This window comes from Oceanobacillus piezotolerans (assembly GCF_003665065.1).
In the GTDB taxonomy this organism is placed as follows: domain Bacteria; phylum Bacillota; class Bacilli; order Bacillales; family Amphibacillaceae; genus Oceanobacillus; species Oceanobacillus piezotolerans.
In genome coordinates this window covers 108,346-130,510 of sequence record NZ_RCHR01000002.1, presented here as the reverse complement: position 1 = coordinate 130,510, position 22,165 = coordinate 108,346, and the positions used below count along the sequence as shown (strand labels likewise).

Below are 22,165 nucleotides of genomic sequence, written 5' to 3'. Positions count from 1 at the left end.
GTATGGATAAAATGACCTTTGTTTTATTTGGTGGAACAGGTGATTTGGCCAATCGTAAAATATACCCAGCACTTTTTAATTTATTTATTGAACAGAAAATGCCTTCTTCCTTTTCCATCATTGGGCTAGGACGAAGAGAAATGAAAGCTAGCGATTTTCAAGCAAGTGTCGAAAAATCTATTCTTACCTTTTCAAGGAATAAACCAAAAAACAAATTTGAATTAGATGCTTTTCTAAACACGATAAGATACAGCAAGCTTGATGCTGCAAATCCAGAAGATTATCAACAATTACTGAAGGTAGTCAAGGAACGAGAAGAAGCTTTAGGGCTTCCAGAAAATCGATTATTCTATCTTTCCGTTTCTCCAGCCTTTTTTGACATCATTGCAATGAACATTAAAGAAAGTGGCTTAGGAACAACAAATGGATGGAAGCGGCTCGTTATCGAAAAGCCATTTGGCCATGATTTACAGTCAGCACGTGAACTGAATCGAAAATTAAGTAATGCCTTCCAGGAAGAAGAAATCTATCGGATAGACCACTACCTCGGGAAGCCGATGGTGCGAAACTTGGAAGCTTTAGAATCAGCAAATCCTGTCTTGCAAGCACTCTGGAACAATCAATACATTGCAAATGTGCAGATTACTGCAAGTGAGACCGTTGGAGTGGAAAAAAGAGCTGGCTATTATGATACTGCTGGGGCAATAAGAGATATGTTCCAAAATCATATGCTTCAATTATTAATGATGACTGCAATGCAGACACCTAAGAAGTTGGAAGCAGAGGAAATTCGCAAGCAGAAGATTAAGGTATTAGAGGCTCTTCGCCCGTTAAGAAAAGAAGATGTTTCTAAACAAATCGTTAGGGGACAATATGCTGCTGGCGTCGTAGATAATCAGCTCGTTAAAGGATATAAAGAAGAGCCGGGAGTTCCCGCTGATTCTAAAACAGATACGTTTATAGCTGCCCGTTTATGGGTGGATCATCCAGATTGGCAAGGAGTTCCATTCTTTATACGGACAGGAAAGAAAATGCAGGAAAAATCGACTCGTATTGTCGTCGAGTTCAAGAACAATGGAAATGACCTATATGGAAGTACGGATCCTAATCTACTTGTGATAGAAATTAACCCAAATGAATCTGTAACCTTCCACTTAAATAGTAAGAATCCAGTAAATAGCAAAATGGAATCCATTAATCTTGATTATACTTCTAACCAAGAAGATGTTCCAGACGGCTATGAGCTGTTAATCTATGATGCCATTCGTGGGGATTCAAGTTTCTTCGCCCATTGGAATGAAGTAGAGTTAGCCTGGAAATGGGTTCAGCCCGTATTAGAGGCCTTTGAGGAAGATATCATTTCGCTTGAACTTTATGAAGCTGGAAAAAACGGGCCAGAATCAGCATATCGCTTGCTAGAAGAAAATGGATTTACTTGGCTTTTAGATAAACCAACAAAAGAACTCGTAGAAGCTTAATAATAGCTTAAACTGTAATAAAATTTGCAAAAAGGCTAAGTGGCTTAGAAAAGAGTATCAGTATGATTAAATAGTTTGTTGGGTACCCAAACAAACAAACGGCATCTATAGGAGGAACAGACATGCAAGTAGGATTAATAGGATTAGGAAAAATGGGGTCAAATTTAGGGAAAAACTTAATCGATAATAAGCATGAAGTTGTGGCTTATGACTTAAACCCAGAAGCGGTAAAAGAAATAGAGAAGTATGGCGCTAAAGGAACAAATGATTTAGAAAAGCTCATCCAATCACTTGAAAAACCTCGAGTACTCTGGATTATGGTTCCACACCATGTAGTTGATTCGGTATTAGATAACATGAAGCCTTTACTAGAAGAAGGGGACATTGTTATTGAAGCAGGAAATTCCCATTACAAAGATTCAATTCGCCGTTACGAGGACTTAAAAGAAATTGGAGTAAGTTTCCTTGATGCAGGAACTTCAGGTGGCATGGAAGGCGCACGAAATGGCGCCAACTATATGGTTGGTGGCGATAGAAGTGCTTGGGAAATCGTAGAACCAATCTTCCGTGATACAGCAGTAGAAAATGGCTATATTTTTACTGAAAAAGCTGGTGGCGGCCATTTCCTTAAAATGGTTCATAATGGGATTGAATATGGTATGATGGCAGCAATCGGGGAAGGCTTTGAAGTCCTGGAAAAAAGTGAATTTGACTATGATTACGAAAAAGTAGCAGACGTTTGGAATCATGGTTCGGTTATTCGTTCATGGTTAATGGAATTAACTGCAAATGCTTTTTCCAAAGATGCAAAATTAGACGAAATTCAAGGTATTATGCATTCATCTGGAGAAGGAAAATGGACTTTAGAAACAGCGTTAGACTTACAAACGGCTACACCAGTCATTGCGATGTCCCTACTTATGCGTTATCGCTCTCTTGAACAGGATACTTTCACTGGAAAAGTGGTAGCAGCACTGCGCAACGAGTTTGGCGGACATGCGGTAGAAAAGAAAAATTAAAAAAACTTATATTGGAGGAATTACATTATGAAATTTTTTATCGATACAGCAAATTTAGAGGATATTAAGAAAGCTTATAAAATCGGAGTTTTATCTGGGGTAACAACAAACCCATCTTTAGTTGTTAAAGAAGGCGTTAAATTTGAAGATCGTATTGTAGAAATTCTACAAGCAGTTCCAGAAGTAGAATCTGTATCCGCAGAAGTAACTCCAGATGCTGAAACAGCAGAAGAAATGATTGCACAAGCAGACGAACTGATTAAGCTTAATGGTGGAGATAAAAATATTACCATTAAAGTTCCGATGACAGTAGCAGGTTTAGAAGCAACACGTTACCTTGCGAAAAAAGGTGTAAAAGTGAACGTTACCCTTATCTTTACAGTGAACCAAGCATTGTTAGCAGCTCGTGCAGGTGCAGCATATGTTTCTCCGTTCTTAGGACGGTTAGATGATATCTCAGAAGATGGAGTGCAACTAGTAACCAAGATTGCTGAACTATTCCGTATCCATAACTTAGATGCGCAAATCATTGCAGCTTCTGTTCGTCATCCAGACCACGTAACACGAGTGGCAATGGCAGGAGCTCATATTGCAACCGTACCTTATAACGTTATCGAACAATTAACCAAACATCCTTTAACAGATCAAGGAATTGAAAAATTTGCTGCAGACTGGAAAAACGCAGTTAACTAATAAATAGCGATAATCCGACAAACGAATACTAATTAATAGTTAATATAAAATGTTGATTGACTGAATACAGAATAGTGGGTAACACCGCTACGGAAATACACTACGCTTTCCGCGGGCGCTGTTGAGCCTCCTCGAGACTAACGTCTCTGCGGGGTCTCAACTAGGCTTTTCATCCCGCAGGAGTCTCCGTGTATTTCCTCCACTAAGTTATGCTATTAATCTTTAAACAATATATAGTGGAAACACCATCCAACTATACATGAAGTGATTGTAGCGGAGGGCAGTCGACTCCTGCGGGAAAAGCAACAAGCGAAGACCCCGCAGGAAGTGATCTTCTTCCGAGGAGGCTGAGACGTTGCCCGCGGAAAGCGTACTGCCCGAAGCGGAAATCACGAGCACATATTTTTAATGTGTTTCCATACTCTATATATTTTTGCACGATATTAATCAGCAGTCTATCTAAACTTACGGTTATCTATCCAAAAAGAGTCTAAGAAATAAGCTCAATATCTAAAAAAATGATTGAATTATTAGAACACTGGGGGATTTAAACATGACTATTTCATTCGATTATAAAAATGCTTTATCGTTTCTAAATCAATCTGAAATCGATAATTTAACAGAGCAAGTAAACGTAGCACATGATATGCTCCATAACCAAAAAGGTCCTGGATCTGATTTTCACGGTTGGGTTGATTTGCCTTCTGATTATGATAAAGAAGAATTTGCAAGAATAAAGAAAGCAGCAGAGAAAATACGCAGTAATTCTCAAGCATTAGTTGTGATTGGAATAGGTGGATCTTATCTTGGCGCCAGAGCTGCCATTGAGTCATTAACACATACTTTCTATAATCAAATGGAAGGAAACACTCAAATCTACTTTGCTGGTCAAAACATAAGCGCAAAATATATCACACATTTGCTTGAGCTATTAGATGGCAAGGATTTCTCGATAAATGTCATCTCTAAATCCGGTACAACTACAGAGCCTGCTGTAGCCTTCCGTGTCTTCCGTGAATACATGGAGAAGAAATATAGTAAAGAAGAAATGAAGGATAGGATTTATATAACGACAGATAAAGAAAAAGGTGCCTTAAAGCAATTAGCAGATGAGGAAGGCTATGAAACATTTGTTATTCCAGATAGTGTCGGTGGAAGATTCTCCGTTTTAACTGCAGTAGGACTTTTACCAATTGCAACAGCTGGTCTTAATATCGACAAAATGATGGAAGGAGCAAGAGCGGCTTCAGAGAAATACAATAATCGCGATCTTCAATCAAATGAGAGCTATCAATATGCTGCTGTTCGTAATGCTCTATATCGTAAAGGGAAGGCTATTGAGTTGCTTGTTAACTATGAACCATCACTTCACTACTTTTCTGAATGGTGGAAGCAGCTCTTTGGAGAAAGTGAAGGTAAAGATCAAAAAGGGTTGTATCCTGCTTCTGTAGACTTTTCAACCGATCTTCATTCCATGGGCCAATACGTTCAAGAAGGTCGTCGCAATCTTATTGAAACAGTCATTCAGGTTAAAGAACCAATTGTAGACTTAACGATCTATGAAGATCCAGCAAATATTGACGGATTAAACTTCCTTGCAGGGAAAACAATGGATGAGGTAAACAAAAAAGCGTTTCAAGGTACGGTGTTAGCCCATGTTGATGGAGACGTGCCCAACTTGGTTGTTGAATTAGAAAAACTTGATGAATACAATTTCGGTGAGTTGGTGTACTTCTTTGAAAAGGCTGTAGGAATAAGTGGATTATTATTAGGAGTGAATCCATTTAATCAACCAGGAGTAGAAGCATATAAGAAAAATATGTTTGCTTTACTAGGTAAGCCAGGTTTTGAAAAAGAAAAAGAAGCACTGCAAAAACGATTAGAAAAATAAGTGATAATACGTAGGGGGAAGTGCTATGAGCATGGTGGATGCGAAAGTAATTAATACAAGATATGGGTTAGAAATGTACTGTGATAAGGATTCCAGTGTTGTAATTAACGAAGTTCACTCCCCAACAGATAAAAATCCATATTATGAAGTGTTAATTGGGGTTGAGTTTCTAGTTATGAAAAATCAAAAAGATATGTATCCCATGAAAAACTTCTTCTGGATTAGCATGAGTGAAGACTTTCAAACCGTGAAAATAAAGGAAACGGAAATGGGTAATCTTTTCGCTTTAAAGGATTCAGAGGAACGAAAGGCAACCAAGGAAATGGTAGCCCAATGGTTATTTAAAACTGAATCATTCAAAAAAGCGATTACTACTTGGATAAAGAAAGAGAGTCATTCGGTGCAACCAGATGAGGAGCAGTTTTTAAATAATCTGCTTTATCTCAGCACAGAAAACCTGGAAAGTGCTTTTATCGAAGCAGTGAATTAAGAGGCGAGCCATACTTTTCATAAAAGTATGGCTCTTTTCTTTTGTATAACAGAATAACCTATTTCCAACTGTAATAGTTGACAACAGATAGGGACTTTCGATATAGTAAATTTATAACGAAATAGAGATATTTTAATTAAAATATGTAATCGGTATCAAATATGTAAAAGGAAGTGAGAAGGTGGAAGAAAAGAAAGAATATGATAAAGACACCACATTATCTTTAAAGCTATTTGTTGTTTTATCACGGGCTCTAGAAGCTATTGAAAGAAAAATTGCCGAAAGTATTAAAGCATATGGCATGAACATAACTGAATTTGGAGTACTTGAATTGCTCTATCATAAAGGTGACCAGCCAATACAACAAATTGGAAAGAAAATTTTGATTGCATCAAGCAGCATTACTTATGTGGTAGATAAATTAGAGAAGAAAAAGTATGTAAAGCGTGTCGCTTGTCCTGATGATCGTCGAGTGACGTTTGCAGCCATTACGGAAGAAGGAAAAGCAGTGATGGATGAAATTTTCCCCAAGCATCAAGCAATGATGACAGAAATAATGAGTGTGATTGAGGCAGATGAAAAAGCACAATTGATTGAACAATTAAAGAGGCTGGGACTATTTGCTGCAAATTATGGAGTGGAATAATGCTGTATCAAAATTTTAATTTTGATACAGCATTTTTTTTGGCAGATAGGAAAGTATAAACTTTCTAATCAGATAGTTGACATAGTATCTTAAAATAGATTAAAATATACTTAATTACGATATATTTAATTAATAATAAATGAAATAAATCTTTTGTTTTAAGGGAAAGGTATTAGAAGAATCTATTCATAATTCTTTATAAAAGGGTGAGTTCAATGGAAATAAACATTAAAGAAGGAGCATTGAAGCAATTATCGACAATTTCATTCAAGGAGGATGAAGGTATAAGAATATTAGCTGAGTTTGTCGGTACATGCTCAATTGCAACTGAAATAGAGCTGCACAAGGAAACACAAATGGAAGATGATATTGTCATTGAACAAGAAGGATTTCTATTTTTTGTTCCGAATCAATCACTAGAATCGCTTCCTGAGAAAATAAATCTTGATTACAAACCGGGTATGGGCTACAAGATTTATTCTGATATGGAAACCTTCGGATATAGTTTCCAGCTAAAAGAATAATGAAATAAAGATGCTTGACATTGTAAGAATAAACATGTAAATTATAATTAATTAAAGATATATTAATTAAATATTGTTTAATTTAGAATAAAATACTTCAAGATTTGATAAATGATGGACAGAGAAGGAGACAAAACCTATGAAAAAAACAGCTGGTATTCACCATATTACAGCCATTGTTGGACACCCACAGGAAAATGTTGATTTTTATGCAGGTGTTCTAGGATTACGCATGGTGAAGAAAACAATAAACTTTGATGATCCTGGTACGTATCATCTTTACTTTGGAAATGACGGAGGGAAGCCTGGTACCATTATTACTTTCTTCCCATGGGCAAATGCATATCAAGGTAGGATTGGCGGGGGACAAGTTGGTGTCACAACTTATGTGATTCCTGCAGGTTCTATGTCTTATTGGAAAGATAGATTAGCTAAATTTAACATCAAGTTTCGTGAAACAGAGCGCTTTGGTGAAAGCTATTTAGAATTCGAAGATGTACACGGTCTCCAGCTTGAGTTAGTTGAGCGTGAAGAAGGAGAACCGAATAATTGGACATTTGGAGACGTTACACCTGATGTAGCAATTAAAGGGTTTGGTGGTGCTATCTTACTTTCAACCAATCCAGATGAAACGGCTAAAGCATTAGAAGATGTCATGGGCTTAGAAAAAGTCGGAGAAGAGGGAGACTTAATCCGCTTCCGTTCCTATGGAGATATCGGAAATATCATTGATGTCAAACGTACGCCACTTGGCCGTGGACAAATGGGGGTTGGGACGGTTCATCACATTGCTTGGCGTGCTAAAGACGATGCGGATCATCTTGATTGGCAATCCTATGTAAGTGACAAAGGATTTGGGGTTACGCCAGTACGTGACAGAAATTATTTTAATGCCATTTACTTTAGAGAGCATGGGGAAATCTTATTTGAAATCGCAACAGATCCACCAGGATTTGCACATGATGAATCCTATGAAACGATGGGTCAAAACTTAAAGCTACCAGAGCAGTATGAACAGTATCGTGATCAACTAAATCATGAATTAATTCCAATCGAAGTAAGAGAGTTAGATAAGTAAGTTTCCAGTAGATCGGAGGAAAAAGTATGCCAAAGACAGTAGGAATTCATCATATCACAGCCATTGTGAATGACCCCCAAGTAAACGTAGATTTCTACACCAAGGTACTAGGACTAAGACTAGTAAAGAAAACGATTAATTTTGACCGTCCGGAAGTATATCACTTGTACTTTGGCAATGAAACAGGCGATCCAGGTACAGTCATTACCTTTTTCCCTTGGACAAAGCTTCCAAAGGGTCGTGTTGGGACAGGACAAGTAGGCGTAACAAGCTATTTGATTCCCATTGGGTCATCTGTTTTCTGGAAGGATAGATTAGATAAACATTCTATCACTTATACGACTTCGACTCGATTTGGAGAAACTTATATTCAATTCCATGACCCTGATGGACTACAAATCGAGCTTGTAGAACGTGAAGAAGGTCCATTAAGTCAGTGGCAAACATCAGGAATCAATGTAGAGCATGCGATAAAAGGCTTCGCTGGTTCTATCCTATACTCTGCTAAACCGAACCGTACAGTTGAGATTCTAGAAGAAATTTTAGGCATGGAATACATTGGGGAAGAGGATGGCTATTTACGCTATCAAACTAGCGCTTCACTTGGAAATACAATCGATATCAAGCTTTCTCCATCTGTGCGCGGACTTGCTGGTGCAGGAACGGTTCATCATATTGCTTGGAGAGCACGTGATGAACAAGAGCACCATGCCTGGAGAGACATCTTAGAAGCGCAAGGATTTAAACCAACTGAAATAAAAGAGCGAAATTATTTTAAAGCAATTTATTTCTACGATCCAGGTGGGATGCTATTTGAGATTGCGACAGATTTACCAGGGTTTGCAGTTGATGAAGAACCATCTAAGCTCGGTGAAAAGCTCATGCTTCCAGAATGGCTAGAGGCAGAGAGAACAAAATATGAAGATATTTTGCCACCGATTAAAATAGATTAGCATAAATTGGAGGAATGAAGTATGGAACAGTTAAAAGGAGTACACCACGTTACAGCTATAACAAGTAGTGCAGAGAAAATTTATGAATTTTATACCTATACATTAGGCTTGCGTTTAGTAAAAAAAACCGTCAATCAAGATGATATCCAAACCTATCATTTGTACTTTACAGATGATGTAGGAAGTCCAGGAACCGATATGACATTCTTTGACTTTCCTGGTATACCTAAAGGGATTCATGGAACTGATGAAATTTCAAAAACATCCTTCCGAGTACCAAATGACGCAGCACTAGAATATTGGGTAAAACGTTTTGATCGTTTGCAAGTGAAGCATAAAGGGATTACAGAGCAATTTGGTAAAAAGACGTTGAACTTTGTGGACTTCGATGATCAACCATATCAATTAATCTCGGATGAGAACAATGAAGGGGTTCCTGCTGGTACTCCATGGCAAAAGGGACCGATCCCATTAGAATATGCAATTACTGGATTAGGACCTGTATTCGTCCGCGTATCAAACTTTGATTACTTCAAGAATATTTTAGAGAAAGTGCTATTCTTTGAAGAAAAAGCAAAAGAAGGCTCATTCCATTTATTTGAAGTAGCGGAAGGTGGAAATGGAGCTGGGGTCATTGTCGAGTATAATAATATTCTGCCTCGTGGAAGACAAGGATATGGTACCGTTCACCATGCTGCATTTCGAGTAGAAAATCGCGAAGTACTTGATCAGTGGAACGAATGGTTCGATTCAATCGGTTTACCTAATTCTGGGTTTGTGGAACGCTATTATTTCGGATCTCTTTATGCTAATGTTGCTCCTGGAATTTTATTTGAAATTGCAACAGATGACCCTGGATTCATGGGGGATGAACCATATGAAACATTAGGAGAGAAATTATCTTTGCCGCCATTCTTTGAGTCAAGAAGAGACGAAATTGAAAAACTTGTGCGTCCAATAGATACAGTAAGAAGCAATAAAGAATTTGAGAAAGAATACGAGGATTAATTTAAGAATATAATCTTTGCATAAGGAAATCTACTGTAATAGTCATTAAGTATCCTTCAACTTTAAACTGAAGGATGCTTTTTGTGTTTTATGCGGTTTATTATCGAAAACTGATACTTTTTAGAGACTCGAAATATTTTTGTTCCAATTTATTAGTAATCGAGTTACAATGATTCAGGTACTTCGATTATAAGCAATTTAATGTAAAGAAGGGGAAAAATTGAATATAGAAAAAAATAAATTTCAGGATCAGTCCTTATTTAATATTACGTGGCCTTTGTTTATAGAAATTTCACTTCATATGAGCATGGGGATTATTGCCACGTTAATTTTAAGTGGTTATGCAGATAATGCAGTGGCAGGAGTAGGAGTAGCCAATCAGATTATTAACATCTTCTTACTCGTATTTAATGTCACAGCCATTGGTGGGACGATTCTCATTGGGCAAAATTTAGGTGCAAATCGTTTGGACCGCGCTCGTCAACTAGCGAGATCAGCCTTTGGTATGAATTTCTGGATAGGAATTGTGATGACCATTATTGTGGTTTCTTTTGCTGGTATCTTTTTACAGTTTTATGGCTTGAGCGGAGAAGTTTACCAGTATGCATACACTTTTCTGACCATTACAGGGATCTCTCTTTTTCTTGAAGCTATTTCTTTAGCATTAAGTGCTGTTCTTCGGAGCTATGGGCATACAAGAGAAACGATGTTTGTTACACTTATGATGAATATTATTAGTGTTTTTGGTTATTTTATTGCCATTAAAGGCTGGTTTGGTCTTCCTGTGACAGGGGTTGCAGGAGTATCTGTTTCGATTATTGTTGCCCGTGTCTTTCTAATGGTTGCACTGTTTTATTTTGTTTATAAGAAGCTAGCTATAAAGTTTAATATAAAGGATATTATTCAAATCGATAGAACAGATATAAAGGAGCTTCTATCCATTGGAGTCCCATCTGCTGGAGAAAACCTCTCCTATCAGTTTTCTCAAATTGTGATTACCAGTTTCGTCGCTATTCTTGGAGATGCGGCATTAGCGGCAAGAGTTTATATACTTAATATCTCCATGGTTTGCTTCCTATTCTCCATGGCGATTGCCCAAGGTACACAGATACTCGTGGCCCGTTACATTGGGGCTGAGCAATATTCAAGAGCACTAAAACGAGGGCTGAAGACTTTAAGAATTGCAATGCTTGTGTCTTTAGTAGCTTCACTTGTGGTTGCGTTTATCGGGGAACCATTGTTGGAAGTGTTTACTGAAAATCCAGCAATCATTGCGATTGGTTTGCCTGTATTATGGGCAATTGTCTTTATTGAACCCGGTCGCGCTATGAATATAGTTCTCATGGGTTCATTGAAGTCGACAGGAGATGTTCGTTTCCCTGTTATCATTGGTGTAATTTCCATGTGGGGAATCGCGGTTGTATTCAGCTATTTATTCGGAATTACGTTCGGATTAGGGTTATTAGGAATTTGGTTAGCTCAAGGTCTTGATGAATGGCTTCGCGGTTTATTCGCTTTGAAACGCTGGAGAGCACAGCCGTGGTTAAAGAAAAAAGCCACAAAACCGGCTGTAGAAGCTTTATAAAAATTCAGGTCCTCTAGTTCAGTGATCTTATGTAAATACAGTATATATATTAAAGGAATACACTAAAATATAGAAGCTTGGATTTTGCCAAGCTTTTTTTGTGTTTATTATACTGTGCTGCAATCGCTAACAGTTACATGAAGTCATCTTTGGGTTTCTCATTAATATGTCCTATTTCTATTGAAATGCTTGAGTAAACTGGGTACATTCCTATAGTTCTGTGCATAGGATAGTTACGTAATATTAGGAAGGGATTTGAGAATGATGTATTATCAATATGTTCCAGCCATGTATCCACTCCCACATTATGCGCAAGTTAATCCATATACAAGACAGCTATTCTATCAAAATTCTTACGTACCTTATGACATGCGTTATATGCATTCATTCCCTAGACAGGAGAGCGCCGCCCATAGAGACCATGGCAAGCAGCCATATGTCGTAAATATCGAGGAAGCAACAAAGCAAAATAATACATTTCGTACAGCAATTTGGACAGGTGACCATTTACAGGTAACTCTGATGAGTATCGGGGTAGGGGATAATATTGGTTTAGAAATTCATCCACATGTTGATCAGTTTTTAAGAATTGAGGATGGAGAAGGGTTCGTACAAATGGGGAAAACGAGGAATCGTTTAACTTTTCAACGTAACGTAGCGGATAATTTTGCCATAATGGTTCCAGCAGGTACGTGGCACAATGTGACGAATACTGGTGATAAGCCGCTAAAATTATATTCTATTTACGCCCCACCAAATCATCCATTTGGTACCGTTCATAGGACAAAGGCTGATGCGATGAAAGAGGAATAAAGAAGAAGTACGAATATCCTGTATCGGTATTCGTACTTTTTTCCTTATTGACATATAAAAACACGGTAGCCTAGTTTGTTCTTGTACTTTTCTAATAGTTGCTGATGACTTTCAAGAATATGAAAGACACGATCATCTATTTCCTCAGAAAGCTGAAAATCAGGTGCACTATCTAGTGAAGAAGGCTTATCGTGTTCTACAGGATGAAGAACTTCAATAACGGTGAATCCTGTCTGTTTAAATATTTTAGTCCATTCTTCAGAAGTGAGAAGCTGTGAAATTTGGTAGAACTCCTGTATTTCATTTGCTTCGTTCTCAGGTAGAGGAGATTCGATTACCATTTCAATCGCTATAAGCTTACCATTAGGTTTTAATGCGCGTTTACAAGCAGGAAGGGATAGCGCTAGATTAGTAAATATAAATACAGATTCTGCAAGCAATATATCGAACTGATTCTCCTGATATGGCATGTCTTCCAAATACCCTACAGTTGACTGTACAGGAACATTTAATTGCCTGAAACGATTTTTAGCCTTCTTTATCATAGTTGCGCTGGCATCAATCGCACTAATCTGACAGCCATACATTTCAGCAAGATATGCCGCGGTTTGCCCTGTTCCACAACCAACATCAAGTATTTTGGTTGCTTTGTTGATCTTTTCCTTTGCAAGAAGCTGTTTCGTTAAAGCCAATCCTCCAGGATGTGCGCCGCCAACTCCTAATTGCTCTAAGCTCTCTAAATAATTACCTTCCATGGTTCAGACCGCCTTCTTGACTTGGTATACCATATGTTATGTAATTAATCTATATTTGTTAAGAAGCTATGTATTTTTTTAAATCCATCATCGATATATCTATAATAGGAAGAGGAATTCCTAAGAAAGCTGTAATAAAGATAATGCTTCCAATAATCAGATACAGCCGTCGAATTCCTCAAATTTAACTGAATGCTATCCTGCTGCAATTTCAAGAGGCGTCATTCCTCTTGTTATAAAGGAATGAATGGAGAAGATTTTGCCTATCAGACCTAGGATTAAACGGTTAATACCTGTTTCCTTTTCTCTTGTCTATCCATCAAATAATCGACAGTTTCTTGATCTGATTTCGTTTCCAGGACGTATTCTTGCTGATACGCTTCATGCCCTTTACCGGTGATAATAATCCAGTCACCTTCCATACAAAGGTCGATAGCCCATTTGATTGCCATTGTTCTGTCGGCAATAAGAATTCCATTATCATTTCCATAGCTTTCATGGAGATAATCCAATGTTTGAAGCATATCGAATGCTGCAACAGAATTTAAGTCATCCATGGTTAATATATAATAATCGCTTTCTGTGGCACTTATGGAAAGCATGTCTTTTCGTTTTCGTTCATCACGATTTCCTCGAAAACCGAAGATATGGATAATGCGTTTTGCGCCGTGTTGTTTTGCTGTTGTAAGACAGGATTGAATGGCAGCTGTTGTATGGGCATAATCGATTATGACCATGGCACCGTTTGGTAGCAGCCTTTTTTCAAAACGACCATGGACGCCCTTTATTTCAGCGAAACCTTCACATAACTGCGTGGAGTCTAAACCAAGGCACTTTCCGGATGCAAAGGCAAAAGCAGCATTGTACCGGTTATGAATCCCTGGTATAGGCAAATGGATCTGATGACTTGAACCGTTGTCTATTATCTGGAAGGTCTGACAGATTGGATCAAGTTCGTTTATTTGGAACCGACATGTTGATGCTTGACCAACAGTATAAACGGTTTTTCCAGAAGCTTGAAGGAGGTCTGCTGCTTTCCTTCCCCAGGCATTATCTCCATTTATAATGGCTACTCCATTATCTTTTAAATGCTGAAATAAAAGCAGTTTAGATTGAAAATAATGGTCCATTGTTTGATGATAATCCAAGTGTTCTTGCTCTAAGTTCGTGAATATACAAACATCAAAAGATATCCCCTCGACTCGGGATTGATGGAGTCCGTGAGAAGAAACCTCAATAATAATAACCTCATCCTTACTTTCTTGGAGCAATTTATGCAATACTAACGCGCTTGGCGTAGTATTGACACTTTTTATACAATCTCCATTGATAATATATTCAATCGTACCAATTAGACCGCAAGTTCTTTTGCTTTTTTCGATAAGGTTTTTAAGAAAATAACTTGTCGTTGTCTTTCCATTGGTGCCTGTGATTCCGATGATGATTTTATCATCATCCTTATTATTATAATAAGCCTTTGCAATCTTACCTAAAGCTTTTCTTGTATTGGGCACTTGCAGGTAAGGGACAGGGAGATCAATGTATTCCTTCTCTCCCACAATAGCAGCAGCACCTTTGTTTATGGCATCCTCTATATAATCATGTCCATCCATTTGATTGCCTGCTATAGCGACAAAGAGATCTCCGTTATTTATGTTTATCGAACTATCAGTAATGCCTTTTATCTCTATATTTAAAGAGATAAGATCTATGTTATTAAGGACTTCTATATTGTCTAGTAATTGATTTGCTTTCATCTATTTGCCCCTTCACGTTCTACTACATACGTATGAATCAACTAGAATTCTGCTTCCATGTCTGCCTGTTTCTAACTATTAATGTGTGTATTTTTCATTTCACTCATGCAAAAATGAATTGGTAAATAGATGAAACTTTATTGCTCTTTGCCTCGTAACAATACAAAGGGGGATCATTCCATGTTAACGACAATAAGTGAAAAATTAGTACAGATAGCTGCAGAACGCAGAATGAAGCATAAATGGGAATTACAATTAGCAGATTATGAAAAAGAACAGTTCACAATGAATAAAGAAATAGAGCACCTAACAGAGCAGTTAAAAAGGGAAGAGAAAGATGTGAAGAAGTTAGAAGGACTCAGTATTACTAATCTCATTCAAAGCTTAACAGGAAAAAAGTACGAAAATCTTGAAAGAGAAAAGCAAGAAGTAGTTGCAGTTAAGCTGAAGCTAGAAGAAGCGAAGAAGACAAAAAAGGAAATAGAGGAAGCCATTAAAGCATTGCATCACCAACTTGAAAAGGGGAGCGATATAGAGAATAGGTATCATCAAATACTACTGGAAAAGGAAAGTCAAATAAGTGAACAAGATTCTGTCGCTGGGGAGCGCTTACTTCAACTTAGTGAAGAAGAGGGAGATTTGGCTGCTTTTCTTGATGAGTTAAAGGAGGCAATTACTGCGGGAGAATATGTTCTTTCTGCACTTAATCAAGCAGAAAATGCACTCTCCGAAGCCGAGTCCTGGGGAACTTTAGATATGTTTGGTGGAGGGGCTGCTTCTGGATGGATTAAGCATGATTATATCGATAAATCAACAAACCACATTCACGAAGCACAAACACGTATGCGCACTTTTCAAAAAGAGCTTCTAGACGTTGAAGAAGATGCTGAATTGCGGATTGATATTTCTGATTTTCTAAAGTTCGCTGACTTTTTCTTTGATGATTTTATCTCAGATTGGCTCGTGCAGGAAAAGATAGAAAAATTATTAGAGAACATCCGAACCCAGAAAGACAATGTTATATATATTAAGCAGAATTTAATAGAACAAATTGAAGAAAAAGAAACAGTACTCCATGGTATTAAAAAAGAGAAAGAGAATTTAATATTGAATTATTAAACGAAAAAAGGCAAGGACATTTCTAAAATGTTTGACAAATGATAACAAATTACAAAATTAATGAACTATATTTTGAGCGGCTTGTCCATTAACTCTTGAAATCTTCATTTGATAAAACACTTTTGCCCAAACCTTTTAAGCTTTAGCTTTTTTCTTTATGTTCTTCTTTCCATTCTTTTAAGGGGAATTCTGCCGACACATTCACTCCATCGATAATGAGAAGCTTAGCATGGAAGGCTTGTTTTTCTAACCTATTTAAATCTGCATCGTCTTTAATTTTATATGACAGGTAAAAAGGGCTCTCCACACCGGGCTCAAAGTAGCTTGTACTTCCACGCTCAAGCAGTAACATTTTTTTATACTTGGAGTTTGGCTCTAGCTCCATATAAGGTGCGAGGGTGCGATTAGGCTGAACAACGAATTCTACTCCTAATGGGTGTTGTCCCGGATAATCAAAGTCACTTTTGATTGGCTTTTCCCCGGTATTTTCGATTAAAAAGTCATAACGCAGTTCATTACTTGCAGGATCAATCGTAATATCCATCTCTTTAATAATTAAATCATCAGCATTATCAAATCCCGTTAGAATTAGAAAAATGAAGCATATCATTGCTGCTTTTCTCATCATATTCCTCCTATATTTTGTCACTGTGAGTAGTATGTGGGAACAGACAAAAAGTATGCTTATAAAATATAAAAAAGTGCTTCGATGGAAGCACTTTTACTATAGTACATAGAAATATACACAAATAAAATGAAAGAAACTGCCTAGCATTATGAATAAATGGAAAATTTCATGAAAACCCCAGTTATTAAATTGAAGAAATGCAGGTTTTAATCCATATATAACCCCACCTATTGTATAGGCAACGCCGCCTAATATTAAGAACGTCATACCGCCTACTCCGAGTAACGGTGCTAGTTCTCCAGAAAAGAAAACAACAAGCCAGCCCATACCGATATAGATGGAGGTGGATAGCCACCTTGGAGAATGGAACCAGGTTAATTTGAATGTCACACCGAGAATCGCAAGTCCATTAATAACAATAAACAATACCCAACCAATTGTCGTTCCTTCCAGTGTAATTAAACAAAAGGGCGTATACGTTCCGGCAATTAAAACAAAAATCATCGAGTGATCTATTTTTCTTAGAAATGCAATGACACGATCCTTTGCCATCACCCAATGGTAGGTGGCAGATGCTGCATATAAAAGAATCATACTAATGCCGAAAATGATGACCGCTGTTACTACTAGGGCGGAATTTGTAGTGATTGCCGCTTTCACTGTAAGCGCAATTAAGCCAAATAGTGCTAAAATAGCTCCTATTAGATGTGTCCATGTGTTAATTGGTTCTCGAATGTGTGTGTTCAAATTAACAACTCCTAACCTTTTATGTAGTTTTGAAAACTATATGTTAATAATACATGCATTATGTGATGTAGTCAATATTTACTTATGTTTTTGCATAACGTATAATGAAAGAAAAAAATGGAGTTATAAAATATGGAAGATATTCGTAAATTAATGGAAGAATTGCAGTTGGAAACCTTTTTATCTGTGAATGATATTCCTGAATTAGATTTATATATGGACCAGGTTATCCAATTATTTGAAAAGAAATACACGGTAACCAAACGTAAAGAGGAAGACAAAGTCTTGACGAAGACCATGATTAATAATTATGCAAAAGGCAAGCTGTTTTTCCCTGTTAAGAATAAGAAATATACAAAGGAACACATTATGTTAATTAGCATGATCTATCAAATGAAAGGTGTACTTTCGATAGGGGATATTAAGAAATCATTAGGAAAGCTTAATATGATGGTCGAAAACGAGGATTTCCAGCTTGAAGCGTTATATGAGCGTTATGAGACGTTGGGAACACATAATGTAGCGAGGTTCAAAGAGACTAGTGAACAGTTAGATTCTGAAATTGCAGAAGAAGACAGATACATCAGGCAATTACTAATGGTGGCTTCGTTAACACATATGAGTAATTTATTCAGAAAAGCAGCAGAAAAAATAGTAGATGAAATCGAAGAAGAGAAGAAAGATAGCTAACTTGTTGGAAGTACTAGATAAGAGTAGAATAATAGGAAAAGAGTAAAGGAGAACGACGATGAGTCATACATATCCAAATGTAAATGATACAAAAGAAATAATTAAACAGTTAGTGTCCATCCCGAGCCCATCAGGAAATACCGAGAAAGTGATTTCTTACGTGGAATCCTTCCTAAAAGATTTAGATGTTGAAACGAGACGCAATCGAAAAGGCGGATTAATTGCTACATTGCCAGGAAAGGACAACACCGCACACCGTATGTTAACTGCCCATGTAGATACATTAGGTGCAATGGTAAAAGAAATAAAAGACAATGGCCGTCTTAAATTGGATTTAATTGGCGGATTCCGCTATAACTCTATTGAAGGAGAGTACTGTGAAATTCACACAGCAAGTGGTGAAATATTTACAGGTACCATCCTAATGCATCAAACATCTGTTCACGTTTATAAAGATGCAGGGGATGCAAAACGAAATCAGGAAAATATGGAAGTTCGGATTGACGCAAAAGTAGAGAATGCGAAGGATATACGTGAACTTGGTATTGAAGTCGGAGATTTTGTCTCCTTTGACCCACGTGTGCAATTAACAGAAAATGGATTTATTAAATCACGTCATTTAGATGACAAAGCAAGCGTCGCTATCCTTCTTCAATTAATAAAGCGTCTAAAAGCAGAGGGAATTACCTTGCCTTATACCACACATTTTCTGATTTCAAATAATGAAGAAATTGGCTATGGCGGGAACTCTAATATTACCTCTGAAACAGTAGAGTATTTAGCAGTTGATATGGGAGCCATGGGTGACGGGCAATCAACAGATGAATATACGGTATCAATTTGTGTAAAGGATGGAAGTGGACCTTATCATTATGGACTAAGAAAAAATTTAGTGGCACTTGCAAAGCGGTATGATATTGGTTATAAGCTCGATATTTATCCTTATTATGGTTCTGATGCTTCTGCGGCCATTCGTGCTGGACATGATATCGTTCACGGATTAATTGGACCGGGAATTGATTCCTCACATGCCTTCGAGCGGACCCATGAGGACTCTTTAATGCACACCGAGAATTTATTATATTATTATGTTCAATCTACTATGGTTGAGGTTTAACTGTCGCTTTGCTGCACCAAGAAAGGATTTAAATTAGATGAAACTAAGTATTCTAGACCAGGCCCCTATCTCAAAAGGAAAAACAGCGAAGGAAGCTCTGGAAGCGACCATCGATTTAGCCAGCAATGCAGATAAGTGGGGATATAATCGATACTGGATTGCTGAACATCATGACTTGGATGGTCTTGCGTCTCCGGTACCCGATATCTTACTTGGAATCATTGGACAAAAAACTGAGAAAATACGTTTAGGTTCTGGAGCGGTTCTGCTCCCTAATTATCAGCCATATCATATTGCCGAAAAATATAATCTCCTTGCGACTCTTTATCCTGGTCGTATTGACCTTGGCATTGGACGTGCACCTGGTGGGTCGGCAGAGGTTTCGATTGCACTTGCTGGGAATTTTTTAGAAAAGGTGAGGAAATACCCGGAATTAATCGATGAATTGGTTCACTTTTTACATGGAGATTTTCCCGATGACCATCTTTTTACTAAGATTACGCCGTCACCTCTCCCGGAAATTTCTCCTGAACCATGGCTGCTTGGAACAAGTGGGAAAAGTGCGGTACTTGCTGCACAGAAAGCCTTGCCCTTTGTGTTTGGTCAATTTATGAGTGATCAAAATGGACCGGAAATAGTCGATGAATATAGAAGGAATTTTATTGGAAGACATCCTAAAGTTTTCGTTACGGTTTCAGTGGTCTGTGCTGAAACGACAGAGGAAGCTGAGGAGATAGCGCTAAGTGGTCAATTATCTGCTGTCTTGCAGGCTAAAGGGGTAGGGAAGAACGGAGTCCCATCCATTCAAGATGTTAAGGAATATACATTTTCAGAGGAAGACAAAGAGATTATAGAGAAGGTTAGAAAAAGACAAATTGTAGGTAATCCTCAGGAAGTAAAATTGAAATTAGAAACAATAGCAAATGAATATGGTATAGATGAGATAATGGTTGTTACCATTACCCATTCCTATCAAGCTAGAAAAACTTCATATGAATTGCTAGCTAATCAGTTTCTAGTATAAAATCAATAAGGATTCGTTCTAGCTGACTGGTACCTTATCATTATAGAAACAAGTTGCTATTTATCCAGCGCTTTAACGTTTCAATGCATGTTTAACGATACGCTCGCTTATAATGAAAAGACCGAGCCTATGGAGATGGAGGAATATAATGCAAGATTGGGTAACAGAGATAATGGAGCAGTTTGGTTATCTGGGGATATTCTTAATGATGGCGCTTGAGAATGTATTTCCCCCGATTCCGTCTGAAATCGTCCTTCCTTTTGGGGGATTTATGACGACAAATTCAGACTTAACGATAACCGGTGTGATAATAGCGGCAACGTTTGGTTCTTTACTTGGCGCCATCATTCTTTATGGAATAGGCCTTATGCTTGACGTAGAGCAATTAGAGAAAATTATTGACCGATGGGGACATATACTTCGGATTAAGAAAGAGGATGTACACCGAGCAGATGCGTGGTTTGATAAGTATGGTTATTGGACTGTTTTCTTCTGCAGAATGGTTCCTTTAATTCGCAGCTTGATTTCAATTCCAGCTGGAATGTCGAATATGAAATTCATTCAATTTCTAATCTTTACAACCCTTGGAACGTTAATTTGGAATGTCATTCTTATAATGATCGGAGCAACACTCGGATCGAATTGGGATAGTATCTTAGGGTTTATGGATGTTTATTCTAATGTTGTCTATGTACTTATTGTAATCGGAATGCTGTTATTTGTTGGTTACTATTTGAAAAAAAGAAAAGAACGCAAGTAGAGAGGGAGAGATCAGAAATGATCCTCCCTCCATTTTTATGCTCTTTTACAGAATTTAACCAGCCTTTCCTTCATCCAGAGAAAAACTCAATAACTACAAGTGAATAGGGAAATGCATGCAAGAAAAAGAGGACCAAGCAAGGGGTCTCTCTTAAATACAATTACAAGTCAGCTAGCAATTACAGACTTGAGAACCAACCAGAAATACGCCTCAAGACCTAGCTTAAAATATAGCTTAAGCTCGTTATGGAAAAATGTATCTCAGGGTAAGATGAAATCAAGAAGAAAGGAGGCAATCACATATGAGAAAATTTATGTTGTTTGTTGGAGGGCTAATCGCACTCGTTATCTTACTTGCCAATATCGGTCCGATGGTTTTACTCGGCCTTGGGATTTGGCTTCTGTACTTTATTTTTAAACAGTTTGTAAAAAGCAACTCTACTGCCGGCAAGATAGGCTGGGTCATTCTCGGTCTCTTAACAAGTAGCCTTGTCATTTCAAACATCTGGGCAGTTATTGGTTTACTTGCAGCAGTGGCGCTTTATTACATTTATAAGAGCTGGAAAAAAGAGGACGATCCAGTTGTTCAAACAATCGTTGAAGAAGATGATCCATTTACGAACTTTGAACGTCAATGGGCAGAGATGAAAAACTATTAAAAGGAGAGAATAAAATGGCAAATATTTTTACTAGAATTAGGGATTCTATTGAAGCAGATTTACATGATGTATTAGATAAGAAGGAGCAAAAGAACCCGATTAAATCCTTAAATCAATATTTACGTCAGGCGGAAGAGGAAACAGAGAAGGTTCGTAAGCTGATTGACCGTCAATATAAATTAAAAGACGAATTTACAAGAGAGTTCCATAAAGCGGAAGATTTTGCTGAAAAGAGATTAAAGCAAGCAAATATCGCTGAAAAAGCAGGCGAAGAAGATATGCGAGCGTTTGCGATGAAAGATTATGAAGAATATCAGGTTCGTGCAAACCGAATGAAAGAATCTCGTCAGGAAGCTGTAGAACAATTAGAATCGCTTGAACAAAAATATGAAGAAATGAAGCATCGCTTGAAGGATATGCATTTGCGCAGAATGGAATTAATGGGTCGTGAAAATGTGGCTCATGCTAATTTTCAAATTAATCGTGTGTTAGAAGATGCTTCAGACAAACCATTTTCAAAGTTCGCGGAGATGGAGCGATATATAGATGATTTAGAATACAAGGTAAATAGTTACTATTACCGAAGCACATTTGATAGTAAAATCGCGAAGCTTGAAACAGAAATGAAGGAAGAAGCATAGGGATTTTCAATGATATAGAAATCTTTGAAAACATGATATACTAATACAGGTGCAAGCTTAGCACCTGTATTCTATTTAAAGGATATACAAA

The 22,165-nt window shown here is 37.5% G+C and carries 23 protein-coding genes; 19 read left to right on the top strand and 4 right to left on the bottom strand.

Features of this window, described 5'->3' with window-relative positions; translation table 11 throughout:
- Positions 1 to 2: 2 nt before the first annotated feature.
- From zwf to D8M04_RS04985, 12 genes are all read left to right on the top strand, one after another.
- The gene (gene zwf, locus D8M04_RS05040; protein ID WP_121521826.1) at positions 3 to 1,478 is read left to right on the top strand and encodes a glucose-6-phosphate dehydrogenase; all 1,476 of its coding nucleotides are present in this window, start codon (positions 3 to 5) and stop codon (positions 1,476 to 1,478) included.
- A gap of 122 nt (positions 1,479 to 1,600) precedes the next feature.
- Positions 1,601 to 2,497: a phosphogluconate dehydrogenase (NAD(+)-dependent, decarboxylating) gene (gene gnd / locus D8M04_RS05035; RefSeq protein ID WP_121521825.1), complete on the top strand. Its 897-nt coding sequence runs from the start codon at positions 1,601 to 1,603 to the stop codon at positions 2,495 to 2,497.
- A 27-nt stretch (positions 2,498 to 2,524) separates the two neighbouring features.
- Positions 2,525 to 3,190: a fructose-6-phosphate aldolase gene (gene fsa, locus D8M04_RS05030; protein ID WP_121521824.1), complete on the top strand. Its 666-nt coding sequence runs from the start codon at positions 2,525 to 2,527 to the stop codon at positions 3,188 to 3,190.
- Positions 3,191 to 3,743: 553 nt separating this feature from the next.
- Positions 3,744 to 5,081 carry a glucose-6-phosphate isomerase gene (locus tag D8M04_RS05025; protein ID WP_121521823.1) on the top strand — a complete coding sequence of 446 codons (1,338 nt, stop codon included), beginning with the start codon at positions 3,744 to 3,746 and terminating at the stop codon, positions 5,079 to 5,081.
- 25 nt (positions 5,082 to 5,106) lie between these two features.
- On the top strand, positions 5,107 to 5,571 hold the full coding sequence (locus D8M04_RS05020) for a hypothetical protein (RefSeq protein WP_121521822.1): 465 nt from the start codon (positions 5,107 to 5,109) through the stop codon (positions 5,569 to 5,571).
- A 181-nt stretch (positions 5,572 to 5,752) separates the two neighbouring features.
- Complete coding sequence (locus tag D8M04_RS05015) at positions 5,753 to 6,217, top strand: MarR family winged helix-turn-helix transcriptional regulator (protein ID WP_246001123.1); 465 nt, start codon at positions 5,753 to 5,755, stop codon at positions 6,215 to 6,217.
- A 215-nt stretch (positions 6,218 to 6,432) separates the two neighbouring features.
- The gene (locus D8M04_RS05010; protein ID WP_121521821.1) at positions 6,433 to 6,741 is read left to right on the top strand and encodes an iron-sulfur cluster biosynthesis family protein; all 309 of its coding nucleotides are present in this window, start codon (positions 6,433 to 6,435) and stop codon (positions 6,739 to 6,741) included.
- A gap of 139 nt (positions 6,742 to 6,880) precedes the next feature.
- Positions 6,881 to 7,819 (top strand): ring-cleaving dioxygenase, encoded by a 939-nt coding sequence (locus D8M04_RS05005; protein ID WP_121521820.1) that lies wholly within the window; start codon positions 6,881 to 6,883, stop codon positions 7,817 to 7,819.
- Between the two features lie 26 nt (positions 7,820 to 7,845).
- On the top strand, positions 7,846 to 8,772 hold the full coding sequence (locus tag D8M04_RS05000) for a ring-cleaving dioxygenase (protein ID WP_121521819.1): 927 nt from the start codon (positions 7,846 to 7,848) through the stop codon (positions 8,770 to 8,772).
- Between the two features lie 21 nt (positions 8,773 to 8,793).
- Positions 8,794 to 9,780, top strand: a complete 987-nt coding sequence (locus D8M04_RS04995; protein ID WP_121521818.1) for a ring-cleaving dioxygenase — start codon at positions 8,794 to 8,796, stop codon at positions 9,778 to 9,780.
- Between the two features lie 220 nt (positions 9,781 to 10,000).
- Entirely contained in the window at positions 10,001 to 11,365 is a 1,365-nt protein-coding gene (locus tag D8M04_RS04990) for an MATE family efflux transporter (protein WP_121521817.1), read from the top strand.
- Between the two features lie 261 nt (positions 11,366 to 11,626).
- Positions 11,627 to 12,178 (top strand): cupin domain-containing protein, encoded by a 552-nt coding sequence (locus tag D8M04_RS04985; RefSeq protein WP_425463999.1) that lies wholly within the window; start codon positions 11,627 to 11,629, stop codon positions 12,176 to 12,178.
- Between the two features lie 44 nt (positions 12,179 to 12,222).
- Here the strand turns inward: D8M04_RS04985 and D8M04_RS04980 are convergent, their stop codons facing one another.
- Both D8M04_RS04980 and D8M04_RS04975 read right to left on the bottom strand, forming a co-directional pair.
- Positions 12,223 to 12,933 carry a class I SAM-dependent methyltransferase gene (locus D8M04_RS04980; RefSeq protein WP_121521816.1) on the bottom strand — a complete coding sequence of 237 codons (711 nt, stop codon included), beginning with the start codon at positions 12,931 to 12,933 and terminating at the stop codon, positions 12,223 to 12,225.
- 278 nt (positions 12,934 to 13,211) lie between these two features.
- Positions 13,212 to 14,690, bottom strand: coding sequence for a UDP-N-acetylmuramoyl-L-alanyl-D-glutamate--2,6-diaminopimelate ligase (locus D8M04_RS04975; RefSeq protein ID WP_121521815.1), 1,479 nt, complete (start codon positions 14,688 to 14,690; stop codon positions 13,212 to 13,214).
- Positions 14,691 to 14,870: 180 nt separating this feature from the next.
- Here D8M04_RS04975 and D8M04_RS04970 point away from each other — a divergent pair, with 180 nt between their 5' ends.
- Entirely contained in the window at positions 14,871 to 15,809 is a 939-nt protein-coding gene (locus D8M04_RS04970) for a hypothetical protein (RefSeq protein WP_121521814.1), read from the top strand.
- A gap of 142 nt (positions 15,810 to 15,951) precedes the next feature.
- Here the strand turns inward: D8M04_RS04970 and D8M04_RS04965 are convergent, their stop codons facing one another.
- A complete protein-coding gene (locus D8M04_RS04965) occupies positions 15,952 to 16,434 on the bottom strand; it encodes a hypothetical protein (RefSeq protein WP_121521813.1) in 483 nt (160 codons plus the stop codon).
- Positions 16,435 to 16,533: 99 nt separating this feature from the next.
- Positions 16,534 to 17,184, bottom strand: coding sequence for a PAQR family membrane homeostasis protein TrhA (gene trhA / locus D8M04_RS04960; protein WP_121521812.1), 651 nt, complete (start codon positions 17,182 to 17,184; stop codon positions 16,534 to 16,536).
- Positions 17,185 to 17,316: 132 nt separating this feature from the next.
- Between trhA and D8M04_RS04955 the strand changes: the two genes are divergently transcribed.
- The 6 genes from D8M04_RS04955 to D8M04_RS04930 all read left to right on the top strand — a co-directional run bounded on the left by D8M04_RS04955 (position 17,317) and on the right by D8M04_RS04930 (position 22,074).
- Positions 17,317 to 17,874: a DUF1836 domain-containing protein gene (locus tag D8M04_RS04955; RefSeq protein ID WP_121521811.1), complete on the top strand. Its 558-nt coding sequence runs from the start codon at positions 17,317 to 17,319 to the stop codon at positions 17,872 to 17,874.
- 58 nt (positions 17,875 to 17,932) lie between these two features.
- Complete coding sequence (locus D8M04_RS04950) at positions 17,933 to 18,991, top strand: M42 family metallopeptidase (RefSeq protein ID WP_121521810.1); 1,059 nt, start codon at positions 17,933 to 17,935, stop codon at positions 18,989 to 18,991.
- A 37-nt stretch (positions 18,992 to 19,028) separates the two neighbouring features.
- Positions 19,029 to 20,015, top strand: a complete 987-nt coding sequence (locus D8M04_RS04945) for an LLM class flavin-dependent oxidoreductase (RefSeq protein WP_121521809.1) — start codon at positions 19,029 to 19,031, stop codon at positions 20,013 to 20,015.
- 148 nt (positions 20,016 to 20,163) lie between these two features.
- A complete protein-coding gene (locus D8M04_RS04940; protein ID WP_121521808.1) occupies positions 20,164 to 20,775 on the top strand; it encodes a DedA family protein in 612 nt (203 codons plus the stop codon).
- A gap of 301 nt (positions 20,776 to 21,076) precedes the next feature.
- On the top strand, positions 21,077 to 21,433 hold the full coding sequence (locus tag D8M04_RS04935) for a lmo0954 family membrane protein (RefSeq protein ID WP_121521807.1): 357 nt from the start codon (positions 21,077 to 21,079) through the stop codon (positions 21,431 to 21,433).
- A gap of 14 nt (positions 21,434 to 21,447) precedes the next feature.
- Complete coding sequence (locus D8M04_RS04930) at positions 21,448 to 22,074, top strand: PspA/IM30 family protein (RefSeq protein ID WP_121521806.1); 627 nt, start codon at positions 21,448 to 21,450, stop codon at positions 22,072 to 22,074.
- Positions 22,075 to 22,165: the final 91 nt, after the last annotated feature.